The sequence below is a fragment of the Cupriavidus sp. FW305-27 genome (assembly GCF_058787995.1).
Map to the genome: position 1 here is coordinate 67698 of NZ_JBYTAG010000008.1, position 14707 is coordinate 82404.

Below are 14707 nucleotides of genomic sequence, written 5' to 3' on the forward strand. Positions count from 1 at the left end.
CTGCGCTTCACTACCGACCTGGCCGAGGGAATTCTGCAATCGGGGCGCATGATTATAACTGCCTCCCTATCCATGGGCCCGATATGTGCACATTGGTGCATTGTGCGTGCCTCGGCGTCGCAATCCAGTGTACGTCTTCAATCTGGACGGTTACTGCGCTTGCACAATCCGGCACAATGCTGCTTTGCACACATTGGCGGCATCGGCGCTCTCCTGTCGTAAACACGCATCCAACTATCGTAACGCTCATGCAAATTGATCCATCGATTTTCAAGGCCTATGACATTCGCGGCGTCGTTGGCAAGACGCTGACGCGTGAAGCTGCGCGCTTCATCGGTCTCTCCTTCGGCTCCGCCGCGGCTGAACTCGGCGAAAAAACCGTAGCCGTCGGCCGCGACGGCCGCCTCTCCGGCCCCGACCTAATCTCCGGCCTGGTAGAAGGCCTGCGCGCCGCCGGCCTGGACGTGATCGACATCGGCCTGGTCGCCACCCCGATGGTCTACTTCGCCACCAACATCGAGATCGACGGCGTCCGCCCGACCTCCGGCATCATGGTCACCGGCAGCCACAACCCGCCGGACTACAACGGTTTCAAGATGGTGCTGGCCGGCAAGGCGATCTATGGCGAGCAGATCCAGGCGCTGCGCCAGCGGATCGAAGCCGGCCAGTTCAGCAGCGGTGCCGGCACCTACAAGCAAGTCGATGTGCGCCAAAGGTACCTCGACCGCATCATCAGCGACGTCAAGCTGGCCCGTCCGATGAAGGTTGCCCTGGATGCCGGCAACGGCGTGGCCGGCGCCTTCGTGGGTGACCTGTTCCGTGGCCTGGGCTGTGAGGTGACTGAACTGTTCTGCGACGTGGACGGCAACTTCCCGAACCATCACCCTGATCCTGCCCATATCGAGAATCTGCAGGATCTGATGAAGGCCCTGCGCGAGACGGACTGCGAGCTTGGCCTGGCCTTCGACGGTGACGGCGACCGCCTTGGCGTGGTGACCAAGGACGGTCAGGTGATTTTCCCGGACAGGCAACTGATGCTGTTCGCTGAAGAGATCCTGTCGCGCAACCCGGGCGCCCAGGTTATTTACGACGTGAAATGCACCGGCAAACTGGCCCCCTGGATCCGCGAGCACGGCGGTGAGCCGCTGATGTGGAAGACCGGCCATTCGCTGGTCAAGGCCAAGCTGAAGGAAACGGGCGCGCCGATCGCGGGCGAGATGAGCGGCCACGTGTTCTTCAAGGATCGCTGGTACGGTTTTGACGATGGCCTGTACACGGGCGCGCGCCTGCTGGAGATCCTGTCGCGCCACGCGGATCCGAGCGCGGTGCTGAACGCGCTGCCGAATGCCAACAACACGCCGGAACTGCAGCTCAAGTGTGCCGAGGGTGAGCCGTTCACGCTGCTGGACCAGATCAAGGCGAACGCGAAGTTCGAAGGGGCGCGTGAGGTGATCACCATCGATGGCGTGCGCGTGGAGTATGCCGATGGCTTCGGCCTGGCACGCCCGTCCAACACCACCCCGGTGGTGGTGATGCGTTTCGAGGCGGATAACGACGCCGCGCTGGCGCGTATCCAGGCGGAGTTCAAGCGCGTGATCCTGGCAGAGAAGCCGGATGCTCAGCTCCCGTTCTGAGCGCGCGACGGTGCCGGCGGCATCATCGGACGCGGCCGGTGTGGCGCAGCCCACGCCGGCCGCGGTGCCTTTCATACTGCCGGAACGGCCGCGCATCCTGCTGGTAAAGGTGTCGTCGCTCGGTGACGTGGTGCACAACATGCCGCTGGTGCATGATCTGCGGGCGCGCTGGCCGGGTGCCGAGATCGACTGGGTGGTGGAAGAGGGCTATGTCGAGCTTGTCCGGCTGCTGCCGGAGGTGCGCCGGGTAATCCCGTTTGCGCTGCGGCGCTGGCGCAAGCGCGTCCTGCAGGGGGGCACCTGGCGCGAGGTGGGCGAGGTGCGTGACGCGCTGCGCCAGGAGCGCTATGACGCGGTGATCGAGAGCCAGGGTTTGCTCAAGACCGCAGTGGTCGCGCGCGTGGCCGCGCGGGCGCCCGGTGCGCCGATTATCGGGCTGGGCAATGCCACGGAGGGCTCCGGCTATGAGCCGGCGGCGCGGCTGCTATACACCGATCCTGTGCGGGTGCCGCGCCAGACGCATTCGGTGCGGCGCTCGCGCTTGCTGGGCGCTGCGCTGACCGGGCTTGTGCCGGCGGAGCCGCCGCAGTTTTTCGGGCCTGCCGCGCAGTCGCTGCATGTGGACGATCCGCTGTGGGGCGATCTGCCTGCGCGCTATGCCGTGTGCTTCCATGCGACCGCTGGCGCGCGCAAGAAATGGGCGGTGCAGAACTGGCATGCGCTGGGCAGGCGGCTGGCGGATGAGGGGCTGGTGATGTTGCTGCCGTGGGGCAATGACAAGGAACGCCAGGCTGCCGAAGAGATCGCTGCCGGTGTGCCGCAGGCGAGGGTGTTGCCGCGATTCTCGGTGATGCAGGGTTTCGGGCTGATCAACCGGGCCGAGGTGGTGATCGGGGTCGATACGGGCCTGGTCCATATTGCCGCGGCGTTGTGCCGGCCGACGGTGGAGATCTATACGGCCACGTGGCGCTGGAAGACTGAGGGCTACTGGTCCGGGCGCATCGCCAATGTCGGTGACGACGGCGTGGTGCCGTCTGTCGATGAGGTCTACGACGCGGCTTGCCGCGTGCGCGGAGTGGCTGCCTGATGCTGCGTTTGCTCTATAGCATGTTATGGGTGGTGGTGCTGCCGCTGGCGCTGCTGCGCCTGGCCTGGCGTGCGCGCAAGGAGCCGGGCTACTTGCAGCATGTCGGCGAACGCCTGGGTATATACGGCAGCCTGCCCCGGAAAGGTCCGTGGCTATGGGTCCACGCCGTGTCGGTGGGCGAGACCCGCGCCGCGCAGCCGCTGATCGAGGCGCTGCTCGGCGCCTATCCGCACCACCGCCTGCTGCTGACGCACATGACGCCGACCGGCCGCCAGACCGGTGCGCAGCTGTTCGGCAAGGAGCCGCGCATCCTGCAATGCTACCTGCCGTATGACCTGCCATGGCTGGTGGGGTGTTTCATGCGGTATTTCCGGCCGCAGGCGGGCATGCTGATGGAGACGGAGGTGTGGCCCAACCTGGTGCGCGGCGCGCGCAAGGCCGGTGTGCCGCTGTTCCTGGTCAACGCGCGCCTGTCGCCGCGCAGCTTCCGGCGCACGGCGAGGTTTGGGCGTGCGGCGGCGGTCATGTATGGGGATTTTGCGGGCGTGCTGGCGCAGACGGCGGGTGATGCCGAGCGCTTTCAGGCGTTGGGCGTGCCGGCGGTGCAGATCACCGGCAACCTGAAGTTCGATATGCAGCCGGCGCCGGCAGGCGTTGCGCTGGGCGAGCAGTTGCGCAAGGTCATTGGCACGCGTGCGGTGCTGGCAGCCGCCAGCACACGCGAGGGAGAGGAGCCGATGTTGCTCGATGCCTTCTCCCGTTGGCAATCACTGGCGGGCGATGTCCCGCGTCCCGCTTTGCTGCTGATCCCCCGTCACCCGCAGCGCTTCGATGAAGTCGCCGCGATGGCGGCGCGTGCGGGGTTCTCGGTCGAGCGCCGGAGTGCACTGGATCTTGACGGCATCCAGGCGCGGCTGACTGCCGATATCGTGCTGGGCGATTCGATGGGCGAGATGGCGATGTACTTTGCTGCGTCGGATCTTGCCTTTATCGGTGGCAGCCTGTTGCCGTTGGGGGGACAGAACCTGATCGAGGCCTGCGCGGTCGGCACGCCGGTGCTGGTCGGTCCGCATACCTTCAACTTTGCGCAGGCGACGGAAGACGCGATTGCCGCGGGCGCTTGCCTGCGCGTCGACAATGCCGATGCGCTGATGCGCATCGCGGCAAGCGTGCTGGCCGATCCGGCCCGTCTGGCCGATATGCGCGCGCATGCGCAGACCTTTGCAGGCCTGCATCGGGGCGCCACCGTGCGCACCCTCGCTGCGCTGGCCCCGGCGCTGGAAGGCTGATCCGGTGCCTACCCTGGTGCCTTGACCAGGGCATCCCACTGCAGCGCAAGCCGCTCCAGCGTGAATTGGCTTGCCTTGTCGCGGCCGCCGGCGCCAAGGCGGCTCGCCAGTTCCGGCTGGCGGATCACTGTCAGCAGCGCCTTGGCCAGCGCATCGGCATCATCCACGGCAACCACCAGAGCATCCTGCCCCGGGGTAAGCAGTTCGCGGGGTCCGGTCTCGCAATCGGTCGATATGATCGGCAGGCCAAAAGCCATCGCTTCGATCAGCACCAGCCCGAATCCCTCATAGCGCGAGCTCAGGCAGAAGACCGATGCACGCCCGTAGGCCTGCGCCGGATCCTGGCAGATACCCGGCAGGCTGGCCCGGCCTTGCAGTTGCAGCTGGCTGACCAGTGCAGTGAGGGCAGGGCGCGCTTCGCCTTCGCCGTGGATGACCAGATGCCATTCCGGTTCCGCTTCCACCACCTTCTGCCAGGCGCGCAGCAAGACATCGAAACCTTTCGCCGGGACCAGCCGGCCCATGGCCAGCACGGTCTTCTGCATGCGTGGCGCGGGTTCGGCCGGCATCGGAAATGGCAACGGATTCGGCAGGCAGACTACCTCGCTGCGCGGCCGCAGTGCCTCAAGCCAGCGGCGGCGGTCCCGTTCTGTCAGCACGACCACCTGCCGGCAGAACTGCGCGGCCAGCCGACGTGCTACCTTGCGTGCCGGCTTGCCGAGATCCTCGTCGAAATGGCAATGCTCCCACGCGATATGGTGCAGGCCCAGGCCGAGGGTGGCAGGCAGCACGAAGAGTTCGAGCATGGTGTCGACCTGTACCAGCACATCGATGCGATGCGCGGTGCAGTGCCTGCGGATGCCGGCGACCGTGGCGAAATAGGCGCGTTTGAAGGAGGGCCGTTGCGCGAACAGCGCTTCATGGCGCACGCGTGGATGCAGAGGGAACCGGCTGGCAGCATCCCAGAGGCTCAGGACCGTGACACGATGGCCAAGATCGGCCAGCGCATTGGCGATCGTTGCGGTCATCCGCTCCGCGCCGGCCATCGCATTCAAGGTACCGGTCAGGAAGCAGATGTGGCGTCGTGAGTCCTGGCTCAACTGGCCGCCCGCGCGGGCAATGCGTCCTTGCGCGCAACCACATAGGCAAAGCAAACGGCCATGATCAGGCTGTAGAAGGCATTGACCAGGGTCGTGGCGAACATGACCTCGGTCAGGCCGAACACCATGAAGCCGCAGCACAGGGCCAGGCCCATGGCGCTGGCGACCTGCGTGCCCCGGTCGGCATTGCCAAGATGGCGCAGGAAGAAGGCGGCCGGTACCAGATACAGAGCAAGGATTGCCAATAGGCCCGGGATGCCGAGTGTGGCCGTAGCATGCAGGAGTTCGTTGTGTGAATGCGGCATGCTGGCAGCGAGTGGGGAGATCTCATGCTGCGCCGCAAGCGTCTGCAGGGTCCGCTCGAAGTTCTCCGGCCCCACGCCGGTCCAGGGATGGGCCTGCACCATCTGGAGCGATTCTCGCCACAGCTGTAGCCGTATACCGATCGACGTGTCCAGTGTTACATGGTGATCAAATTGAGACAGTTCGGATACAACCTCTGTCGTGCGCTGCTGCACCCAGGCGCTGCCGAACCAGGTGAGGGTCATAAGACCGGCCAGTCCTGCGAGGGCGGCGGCCTTGTGTAGGCGAGTCAATCTGCGAGATGCTGCCAACGCAATGATCGCCAGCACCGGGATGGCGAGCCAGCCGCCACGCGTGCCACTCATGTATGAGGCGTACAGGCCGGCAAAGCCGGCCAGCAGCTTCAGGCCCGATTGCAAATAGTCCCTGCGCCGATCCCATCCAATTGAAATCAGGGCGAGTATTCCCATCAGCATGGAAAGATTGCTAAGGGGAATGATATTGGAAGACCCTACGTGAACTGGGCGACCGGCAGCTGTCGCCTCGTGGATCCAGGCCGCGGAAAGGAGTGCACAGACCACGAAACCCCACTGCACGCTCCGCATCCCACCCCTGCCAAGCCGTACCATCCCAAAAACCAACGGAATGAACAAGGCAAAGCGCAGGTAAAGGTAAGAAACATGCGGCTCCTCCGCCCCCGACAGCAGTTGCTGCAACAGCACTGCCAGCGGTAACGCCGCCATGGCCAGCATGAAGAACCAGTACCTGCGCAGCAGCTCCCCACATTCCGCCCGGCCCGCGCGCCCGCCGGCAACGAGAGTGATGGCGCTCCAGCCGAGCAGGAGTCCGTAGCAGAGGTTGCTAACCGTCGGCTTGACAAACATCAGCGCAGGGAACGCTGCCAGAACGGCACAGGCGGCCAGGTACAGAGCTTTGTCGACCCCATACGATTGGGATCTCTGCAATCTCGTCATCAAGTGCATGGAGAGAGGTTTCCGGAGGAAGTGTTGTGCACTCGGGATGCGGGCCGATCCATCCTTCTTATTATTTTGTTGCCGCCTGCTGAGCAGCGGAGCCTGTCGGTCACATTGCTGCGCCGGGCGAGGCAATTATATCGGATGGTCAGGGTGGGATTTCTTGATGTTCCGCATCCTAGCCCGCCGAACCGGTTGGGACGTTACAGAATGTATGTGATTCAATCGATGCTTCACCGGCGCTTTGGCGCAACCGCCTTGCTAAACTGATGTATCAGTAGGGTGCACTTTTCGGCATGCCCTTTGTCAGATCTGTCGATTGCATCCATGCGGCCGTCTTGAGCGGCCTGTTACAGGAGTCCTTCATGCACAGCCGTACCAGCCTGTTCCCCTTCTCCCTGGCTGCCCGCAGCGCGGCCGCCTTGCTGGTGGCAGTCATGCTCGGGGCCTGCACGACCGCGCCGGCGCCTGACCTCCCCTCCGCCGGCACCAACCTCAACCAGACCCAACCCTCCGGCCCCAGCCGCTGGGAACTGGTGCGCTGGCAGCAGCCCGACGGCGCGCAGCGCGATATCCCGCACGGCGACAACGGCCAGCCCATCATTTTTGAGTTCAATGAGGGCATCGATGCCGCGCAGGGCACGGTCAGCGGTACCAGTGGCTGCAACCGCTTTACCGGCAGCTATGGCAAGACCGATACCGGCATCCGCTTCGACCGCATCGCCGGCACGCGCATGGCTTGCCCGCCGCCGCGCATGGAACTGGAATCGGCGTTGCTCAAGGCGATGCAGACGCCGTTTGCCACGGTCGGCACGCAGCCGTCGGCGGGCAGCACGGGCCGGCAGATCATCTGGAAGACCGCCGGCGGCGACCTGCTGCAGTTTGTCGAGCGCGAAGGCGTGGGCAGGCGCGGTGCGAGCGTGGAGGCCGGCGGCGTGGAGAAGGTGGTCTATATCGATTCGCAGCGCGTGGAGTGCTCGGGGGTGGGCAAGATGACGTGCTACCGCTGGCGCGAATCGCCGGAGGCGCCGTGGCAGCTCTGGTATGGCCCGATCGAGGGGCTGGATTTTGAGCCGGGCGTGGCCTACACGCTGCGAGTGCGCGAGTACCAGGTGCCGAACCCGCCGGCGGATGCGTCGTCGATCCGCTGGCAGCTGCTGAAGGTGGAGTCGCGTACGCGGGCGAAGTAGTGCGACGCCGTTCACGCAAACGGGCCGCAGTTGCGGCCCGTTTTGCTTTGCGTCGTGCTGCGGAGGATCAGGAGCGCGGTGCGCCGGCGGGCGTGGCTTCGCGCCGCGTGCCGCGGCGCTCGACCGAGGCGCGCGGGTTTGCCGGGGCCCTGGCGCCGGCCTGGGCGGGCGCGGGCAGCTTGTACAGCGCGCCCGGCGAAGAGGTCAGCAGGGTGTTGATCTGCACCACATCGGCTTCCTGCAGCACGCCAGTGGAGGCCTTCAGCCTCAGGCCGTTCATGATGGTGTCGTAGCGGGCCTTGGCCAGGTCGCGCCGGGTCGAAAACAGTTGCGCTTCGGCGTTGAGCACGTCGATATTGATGCGCACGCCCACTTCATAGCCGAGCTGGTTGGATTCCACCGCACTGGTGGCCGAGCGTTCGGCGGCTTCCAGGGCCTTGACCTGGGCCAGGCCGTTGGACACGCCGGAGTAGGTCTGGCGGGCCGTCTGCGCGGCGCTGCGGCGCGCGAATTCCAGGTCGCTGGCGGCCTTGTCGGCCAGGGCCAGGGTCTCGCGCACGCGCGACTGGATCTGGCCGCCGGCGAAGATCGGCATGGTCAGCTGCACGCCGATCTGCGAGGCGTTGTAATGGGTGGAGATCGCCTGCGTGGCGCTGCCGGTCTGGTTGGTGAAGCCGTACGAGGCCACCAGGTCGACCGAGGGCAGGTGGCCGGCCTTGGCCTTGTTGGTCTCGCGCTGGGCGGTTTCCAGGTTGTAGCTGGCCAGGTTCACCTGCAGGTTGCTGGTCTCTGCCTGCGCGGCCCAGGCGTTGACGTCGGGCGGCTGCGGGCCGGGGATGGGTGCCTCGGGGCGCAGGCCCAGCACTTCGTCGACGGGCTTGCCGGTGATCTGCTGCAGCGTGGCGCGCTTGATCTCAAGGTCGCTCTGCGCGGCGATTTCGGTCGAGGTGGCCAGGTCATAGCGGGCCTGGGCGTCGTTGGTGTCGGTGATGGTGGCGGTGCCGACTTCGAAATTGCGCTTGGCCTGCTCCAGCTGCTCGGAGATGGCCTTCTTCTGCGCGCGTGCCAGGTAGAGGTTGTCCTGTGCCGCCAGCACGTCGAAGTAGGCCTGCGCGCTGCGCGTGATCAGGTCGAGCTCGGCCTGGTGGAAGCTGACTTCACCGGCCAGCGACGCCAGTTCGCCCTGCTTGTAGGTTTCCCAGCGGTCCCAGCGGAACAGCGGCTGGCTCAGTTGCAGCTGCCAGTTGTTGTTGTTGAAGAAGCGCGTGCCGGAGGCGCTGGCCCCGGCGCCGACCGGCAGCGAAGCGGTCTGGTCGAGCTTGGTGCGGTTGGCGCCCGCGGTGCCGACCACCTGCGGCAGCAGCCCGGCACGGCCCTGGGGCAGCCGCTCGCGCGTGGCCAGCAGCTGCGAGCGCGCGCTGGCAAACTGCGCGTCATTGGCTTGCGCATCGCGATAGACCTGCAGCAGGTCGGCCGCGCTTGCCGGTGCCGCCGGCGTCATGGCCAGCAGCGGGGCAAGCAGGGAAACCGCGATCGCCAGGCGTGTCCGGATCACTCCGGGCAGGGCGTTGGGCGCAAACGTCATGAAAGCTCCAGGTTGCCGGGCGCGGGCCGCGGCTACAGTCGATTCTTCTTGGTGTTGCTGTGCTGGACTGCCGCTTCAGTACTTCGGCATGGCCGGGTCGACATCGCTGGCCCAGGCGTCGACGCCGCCGGTCAGGTTGTAGACCTTGCCGTAGCCCTGGCGCTCCAGGTAGGCCGCCACCTGCATGCTGCGTGCGCCGTGGTGGCAGATGCAGACGATGTCGGCGTCTTCGTCGAGTTCGGCCGCGCGCGCGGGGATGTCCCGCATCGGGATGTGGGTGATGCCGGGCATGGCGCAGGTCTGCACCTCCCAGCCTTCACGCACGTCGAGCAGGACCGGTCTGGCGCGGCTGGCATCGGCCAGCCACTGGGCCAGTTCGGTCGCTTTGATGACCTGCATGGTGGATCTGTCCTCAGAACTGGAATTGCGACGGCCGGGCCGCGCCCTGCAGGGGCTTGACCGCGGTTTCGAACAGATTGACGACCTGGTATTCGGTCTCGGACACGCGTGTGACCAGGCGCGCTTCCATTACCGGCAGTTCGCCGATGAAGGCGGCGATGCGGCCGCCCACCTTGACCTGCGACAGGATCGACTGCGGAATCGCCGGCAGCGAGCCCGAGATGCAGATCACGTCGTAGGGCGCGGCGGCGCTCCAGCCGTCGGCGGCGTTGCCTTCGGCCACGTCGACGTTGGTGACGCCCGCGTTGGCCAGGTTGGTGCGGGCCAGCTCGACCAGCTCGGGCACGATGTCCACGGTCAGCACGTGGCGCGCGCGGTTGGCCAGCAGGGCGGCCATGTAGCCGGAGCCGGCGCCGATTTCCAGCACGTTCTCATGCTTGCGCACGGCCAGGTCCTGCAGGATGCGGGCTTCCACGCGCGGCGCCAGCATGTTCTGCCCGGCGGGCAGCGGAATCTCCATGTCGACGAACGCCAGCGAGGCGTATGCGGCCGGGACGAACTGCTCCCGCTTGACTACCGCCAGCAGGTCCAGGATTTCCTGGTCCAGCACGTCCCACGGGCGGATTTGCTGTTCGATCATGTTGAATCGGGCTTTTTCGAGATCCATCTTGCCATTCCTTACCAATGCCAACCGCTGTCGGTCTGTGCGCCGGCCGCGCGGTGCCACGGCCGGACAGTCTTATCAAACCCTTTATTTTAACCTTGCAGACGCCGCCAGGCTCATTCCGCGCTGGCCTCCGCCGGTGCCGGCCGATCCGGTGCCGCTTGCCGGCCGGGCGCGGGCTGCGCGTGCGCTGCGGGCTCGCTGGCGGGCTTGCCTTGCCACAGCCGGCGCAGCCAGGCGCCGAAATCATCAAGATACGTATAGATCACCGGCACCACCACCAGCGTCAGGATCGACGAGGTAATGATCCCGCCGATCACGGTCTGGCCCATCGGCGCGCGCTGCTCGGCGCCTTCGCCCAGGCTGAAGGCCAGCGGCACCATGCCGAAGATCATCGCCAGCGTGGTCATCAGGATGGGGCGCAGCCGCACGCGCGCGGCCTCCACCAGCGCCGCCTCGCGCGACAGCGGCTGGCGGCCGTCGCCAACTCCACCCTGGTCCACATGGCCCTGGCGCGCCTGGTTGGCGAAGTCCACCAGCAGGATTGCGTTCTTGGTCACCAGCCCCATCAGCATGATGAAGCCGATGATCGAGAACATGTTCAGCGTCGAGCGGAACAGCAGCAGCGCCGCGAACACGCCGACCAGCGTCAGCGGCAGCGAGGTCATGATGGCGATCGGCTGGAAGAAGCTGGCGAACTGCGAGGCCAGGATCATGTAGATGAAGATCACCGCCAGCGCCGACACGGCGTAGCCGAAGGACTCGTTCATCGACTTGGTCGACCCGCCAAAGCGGTACTTGTAGCCGGCCGGCCAGTTCATGCCGTCCAGCGCGGCCTTGACGTCGCGCGCGACTTCGCCGGCCGAGCGCCCGGCAACGTTGGCGGTCAGCTCGACCTCGCGGTTCAGGTCGCGCCGGCTGATCTGGTTGGCGCCGGTGGTCGGCACCAGCTCGGCGATCTGGCGCAGCGGCACCATCCTGGGCGAGCCGTCGGCGTTGGTCTGGCTGCTGGCAATCATCAGCGCGCTCAGGTCGGCCATGCCGGTGCGCGCGTCCCTGGGCAGGCGCACGCGCACGTCGTAGTTCTCGTCATCGGGCGCGCGCCATGAGCTGATGGCGTCGCCGGCCAGCAGCGGGCGCAGGGCATTGCCGATCTGCGCCACGCCCACGCCCAGGTCAGAGGCCAGCTCGCGCCGGATGCGCACCTCGATGGTGGGGCGGTCGTCCTTCATGCTCGAATCCAGGTCGGCCAGGCCGCGGATCGCCTTCATGCGCGTGCCGGCTTCCCTGGACAGGCGCCGCAGTTCGTCCAGGTCATCGCCCTGGATCGATACCTGGATCGCCTTCTGGCCGCCGGCGCCGTCGGGCATGCCCACCATCGTCAGCGTGATGCCGGCAATGCCCGCCAGGCGCTGCCGGATCAGCGGGTTGAGCTGCGCGGTGGACAGCTGGCGCGAGCGCCGCTCGGTCAGGCGCACCGACACCAGCGCATTGTTGCGGCCCGAGGCATTGCCCGAGTTGATGGTGGCGTAGGTGTAGGCCACTTCGGGGAACGATTTGAGCGCGGCTTCCACCTGCCGCACCTTGGCTTCGGTGACTTCGATCGAGGTGCCGACCGGCGTGGTGAATCCCACCTGGGTCTCGCCCAGGTCGGCATTGGGCACGAATTCCGTGCCGATCAGCGGCACCAGCGCAAAGCTGCCGAAGAAGGTCACCGCGGCGATGATGGCGGTGGCCAGCCGGTGCTTCAGCGCCCAGCCCAGCATGCCGGCGTAGCCGTTGCCAAGCTTGTCCATCTTTGCCGAGAACCAGTCCAGCAACCGCCCCACCGTGCGCCCGTACCAGCTCTTCTTGTTGCCGGCGCCGTGCAGGTCCGGGTCATGCCAGACCGACGACAGCATCGGGTCCAGCGTGAACGAGACGAACATCGAGATCAGCACCGCCGCCACCACGGTGATGCCGAACTGGTGGAAGAAGCGCCCGATGATGCCGCCCATGAAGCCCACCGGCAGGAACACCGCCACGATCGAGAAGGTGGTGGCCAGCACCGCCAGCCCAATCTCGTTGGTGCCGTCCAGCGCCGCGCTGCGGTGGTCCTTGCCCATCAGGTTGTGGCGCACGATGTTCTCGCGCACCACGATGGCATCGTCGATCAGCAGGCCCACGCACAGCGACAGCGCCAACAGCGTGATCACGTTGAGCGTGAAGCCGCACATATACATCACGCCGAAGGTGCCGATCAGCGCGATCGGCAGCGTCAGGCCGGTGATCACCGTGCTGCGCCAGGAGCCCAGGAACAGGAATACGATCGCCACCGTCAGGAAGGCGCCTTCCAGCAGCGTCGATCGCACCTCCTTGACGCTGCTGCGGATGCCGCGCGCGGTGTCGTTGACCACGTTCAGCTGCACCCCGGCCGGCACCAGCTTGCGTGTTTCCTCGGTCATGCGCACCAGGCCGTCGACGGTATCGACCGTGTTCTGTCCCTGCGCCTTCACCACCGACAGGAACAGGGCGCGCTTGCCGTCCAGCAGCGCCAGGCTTTCCTGCTCTTCCTGGCCGTCGCGCACATCGGCAATCTCGCCCAGCGTGACCGGTTGTCCGGCGCGGCGCGCGACGATGATCTGGCGGAACGCGTCGGGGGTGGGCACGCGGCCCTTGATCTGCACCACCGTTTCCGTGGCCGAGGAACGCAGCTCGCCCGCGGGCAGTTCCTGGTTCTCGTTGCGGATGGCGTTCATGACCTGGTCCACGCCAATCCCCAGCGCCTCGAGCTGCGCCGGCCGGATGCGGATCTCGACCTCGCGCTTGGTGCCGCCCACGATATTGATGGCGCCCACGCCGCGCACCGTCTCCAGCCGCTTGCGCACGATCTGGTCGGCGATGGTGGTCAGCTCGCGCTGGCTGCGGGTGGCGCCCGGTGCGTTGGAGACCGAGAGATAGAAGATCGGCGCGTCGGACGGGTCATAGCGCAGCACGCGCGGCTCTTTCACCTCGTCGCGGAACTGCGGGCGGATCAGCGCGATCTTGTCGCGCACGTCCTGCGCGGCCTGGCCGACGTCGACGCTCAGGTCGAACTTGATGACGACGACCGAAGTGCCCTGGTACGAATGCGAGAAGATCTCGTCGATGCCGGAGATGGTGTTGACGATCTCCTCGACCTTGCGCGTGACGTCGGACTCCACCGACTCCGGCGCGGCGCCGGGATATTCCGTCTGCACCACCACCACCGGGAAGGTGATGTCGGGGAACTGGTCGACCGGCAGCCGCTGGTAAGAGAACAGCCCCACCACGATGAAGGCCATCATCATCATGGTGGCCAGCACCGGGTTGCGGATCGACAGGCGCGTGAACCACATGGCGCGGGCCCTTATGCCTTGACGCGCTTGACCTGGCTGCCGCTGCGCAGCGTGCCGAGGTTGTTGCGGACGATCTCGGTGCCCGCGTCCAGCCCCGAGACGATCTCCACCATGCCGCTGGCCTCGTCGCGGATGCCAAGCTGCACCGGGCGCTCGGCCAGGGTGTCCTTGTCGATGGCATAGACAAAGGCGCGCTCGCCTTCCGTGCGCACCGCCGAGGACGGCACCGCCACTACGCCGGCACGCTCGCCCAGCACCAGCGCGCCGCGCGCGAACATGCCGGCGCGCAGCGTCTGGTCTGCATTCTCGACGCGGATATAGACCATGATGCTGCGCGTGCCCTGGCTGACTGCCGGGTTGATGCGCACCAGCTTGCCGGTGAAGCGGCCGGCGCCTTCCACGTCCAGCGCCACCGGCTGGCCGACCGCGGCGCGCGCCACGTCCGCCATCGGGATCGGCGCTTCCAGTTCCAGCACGCGCAGGTCGACCACGTCGACCAGGCGCGTATCCGGCGAGACCTTCTCGCCCGGCTGCACCGTGCGCGCGGCCACCATGCCGTCGAGCGGGGCCTTGACCACGGTGTCGGCCAGCGCCTTCTGCGCCACGGCCAGGCCGCCCTGGGCCGCGTCTAGGTTGGCGTGGGCGACGTCCAGGTCGGCCTGGTACTTGTCGAACGCGGTCCTGGAGATAAACCCTTTGCCGACCAGCTCGCGGTTGCGCTCCCAGGTCTGGCGCGAGTTCTCGAACTGCCCGCGCGTGGCCAGCATCTGGCCGCGCGCCTGCGCCACCCTGGCCTCGTACTCGGTGGGATCGATGCGCACGATCACCTGGCCGGCGCGCACCGGCTCGCCCTCACGTACCAGCACCGCCTTGACCTCGCCGGAGACCTTGGCCTTGACCGAGGCCTGGTTCAGCGCGCGCAGGCTGCCCGACAGCGGCAGCGACACCCGCAGGTCCTGGCGCGCCACGCTGACCAGGTCGGTCTGCAGGAATTCCACCACGTTGACGGCGGCCTGGGCCGGCGCCTGCGGCTGACGCGCGCTGCCGGCCTTGCGCACGGCGACCGTGGCGGTCAGCGCGATGGCGATGCAGGCGGCGGTGATCAGCAGGGGCTTGCGCTTCATGT

11 protein-coding genes are annotated in these 14707 nt (G+C 66.7%); 4 read left to right on the forward strand and 7 right to left on the reverse strand.

Annotated elements, in window-relative coordinates; translation table 11 throughout:
- Positions 1-248 precede the first annotated feature (248 nt).
- Genes AC3WRI_RS05680 through waaA form a run of 3 tightly spaced genes read left to right on the forward strand, consistent with a single transcriptional unit; the run spans position 249 to position 4010 of the window.
- On the forward strand, positions 249-1634 hold the full coding sequence (locus AC3WRI_RS05680) for a phosphomannomutase/phosphoglucomutase (protein ID WP_492292780.1): 1386 nt from the start codon (positions 249-251) through the stop codon (positions 1632-1634).
- Positions 1615-2721 (forward strand): lipopolysaccharide heptosyltransferase I, encoded by a 1107-nt coding sequence (gene waaC / locus AC3WRI_RS05685; RefSeq protein WP_492292782.1) that lies wholly within the window; start codon positions 1615-1617, stop codon positions 2719-2721. Before AC3WRI_RS05680 ends, waaC begins: the two co-directional genes overlap by 20 nt.
- Positions 2721-4010, forward strand: a complete 1290-nt coding sequence (gene waaA, locus AC3WRI_RS05690) for a lipid IV(A) 3-deoxy-D-manno-octulosonic acid transferase (RefSeq protein WP_492292784.1) — start codon at positions 2721-2723, stop codon at positions 4008-4010. The genes waaC and waaA overlap by 1 nt, the downstream gene beginning before the upstream one ends.
- Before the next feature lie 8 nt (positions 4011-4018).
- On the opposite strand, the gene AC3WRI_RS05695 is transcribed toward waaA, so the two are convergent.
- Both AC3WRI_RS05695 and AC3WRI_RS05700 read right to left on the reverse strand, forming a co-directional pair.
- Positions 4019-5110 carry a glycosyltransferase family 4 protein gene (locus AC3WRI_RS05695; protein WP_492292786.1) on the reverse strand — a complete coding sequence of 364 codons (1092 nt, stop codon included), beginning with the start codon at positions 5108-5110 and terminating at the stop codon, positions 4019-4021.
- The gene (locus AC3WRI_RS05700) at positions 5107-6396 is read right to left on the reverse strand and encodes an O-antigen ligase family protein (RefSeq protein WP_010813788.1); all 1290 of its coding nucleotides are present in this window, start codon (positions 6394-6396) and stop codon (positions 5107-5109) included. The genes AC3WRI_RS05695 and AC3WRI_RS05700 overlap by 4 nt, the downstream gene beginning before the upstream one ends.
- Positions 6397-6752: 356 nt before the next feature.
- Between AC3WRI_RS05700 and AC3WRI_RS05705 the strand changes: the two genes are divergently transcribed.
- The gene (locus tag AC3WRI_RS05705) at positions 6753-7577 is read left to right on the forward strand and encodes an META and DUF4377 domain-containing protein (protein WP_010813787.1); all 825 of its coding nucleotides are present in this window, start codon (positions 6753-6755) and stop codon (positions 7575-7577) included.
- A 67-nt stretch (positions 7578-7644) separates the two neighbouring features.
- On the opposite strand, the gene AC3WRI_RS05710 is transcribed toward AC3WRI_RS05705, so the two are convergent.
- The 5 genes from AC3WRI_RS05710 to AC3WRI_RS05730 all read right to left on the reverse strand — a co-directional run bounded on the left by AC3WRI_RS05710 (position 7645) and on the right by AC3WRI_RS05730 (position 14705).
- A complete protein-coding gene (locus AC3WRI_RS05710) occupies positions 7645-9162 on the reverse strand; it encodes a TolC family outer membrane protein (RefSeq protein WP_492292788.1) in 1518 nt (505 codons plus the stop codon).
- Positions 9163-9237: 75 nt separating this feature from the next.
- Positions 9238-9561 carry a rhodanese-like domain-containing protein gene (locus AC3WRI_RS05715; protein WP_492292790.1) on the reverse strand — a complete coding sequence of 108 codons (324 nt, stop codon included), beginning with the start codon at positions 9559-9561 and terminating at the stop codon, positions 9238-9240.
- Between the two features lie 13 nt (positions 9562-9574).
- Complete coding sequence (locus AC3WRI_RS05720) at positions 9575-10228, reverse strand: protein-L-isoaspartate O-methyltransferase family protein (protein WP_010813784.1); 654 nt, start codon at positions 10226-10228, stop codon at positions 9575-9577.
- Between the two features lie 113 nt (positions 10229-10341).
- Positions 10342-13581 carry an efflux RND transporter permease subunit gene (locus AC3WRI_RS05725; protein ID WP_492292792.1) on the reverse strand — a complete coding sequence of 1080 codons (3240 nt, stop codon included), beginning with the start codon at positions 13579-13581 and terminating at the stop codon, positions 10342-10344.
- 11 nt (positions 13582-13592) lie between these two features.
- Positions 13593-14705: an efflux RND transporter periplasmic adaptor subunit gene (locus AC3WRI_RS05730; protein ID WP_492292793.1), complete on the reverse strand. Its 1113-nt coding sequence runs from the start codon at positions 14703-14705 to the stop codon at positions 13593-13595.
- Positions 14706-14707 lie beyond the last annotated feature (2 nt).

Excerpts from the sequence above, each read along its gene's own strand:
- AC3WRI_RS05680 (WP_492292780.1), top strand. The coding sequence starts at position 249 with ATGCAAATTGATCCATCGATTTTCAAGGCCTATGACATTCGCGGCGTC.
- waaC (WP_492292782.1), top strand. The coding sequence starts at position 1,615 with ATGCTCAGCTCCCGTTCTGAGCGCGCGACGGTGCCGGCGGCATCATCG.
- waaA (WP_492292784.1), top strand. The coding sequence starts at position 2,721 with ATGCTGCGTTTGCTCTATAGCATGTTATGGGTGGTGGTGCTGCCGCTG.
- AC3WRI_RS05700 (WP_010813788.1), bottom strand. The coding sequence starts at position 6,396 with ATGCACTTGATGACGAGATTGCAGAGATCCCAATCGTATGGGGTCGAC.
- AC3WRI_RS05705 (WP_010813787.1), top strand. The coding sequence starts at position 6,753 with ATGCACAGCCGTACCAGCCTGTTCCCCTTCTCCCTGGCTGCCCGCAGC.
- AC3WRI_RS05710 (WP_492292788.1), bottom strand. The coding sequence starts at position 9,162 with ATGACGTTTGCGCCCAACGCCCTGCCCGGAGTGATCCGGACACGCCTG.
- AC3WRI_RS05715 (WP_492292790.1), bottom strand. The coding sequence starts at position 9,561 with ATGCAGGTCATCAAAGCGACCGAACTGGCCCAGTGGCTGGCCGATGCC.
- AC3WRI_RS05720 (WP_010813784.1), bottom strand. The coding sequence starts at position 10,228 with ATGGATCTCGAAAAAGCCCGATTCAACATGATCGAACAGCAAATCCGC.
- AC3WRI_RS05725 (WP_492292792.1), bottom strand. The coding sequence starts at position 13,581 with ATGTGGTTCACGCGCCTGTCGATCCGCAACCCGGTGCTGGCCACCATG.
- AC3WRI_RS05730 (WP_492292793.1), bottom strand. The coding sequence starts at position 14,705 with ATGAAGCGCAAGCCCCTGCTGATCACCGCCGCCTGCATCGCCATCGCG.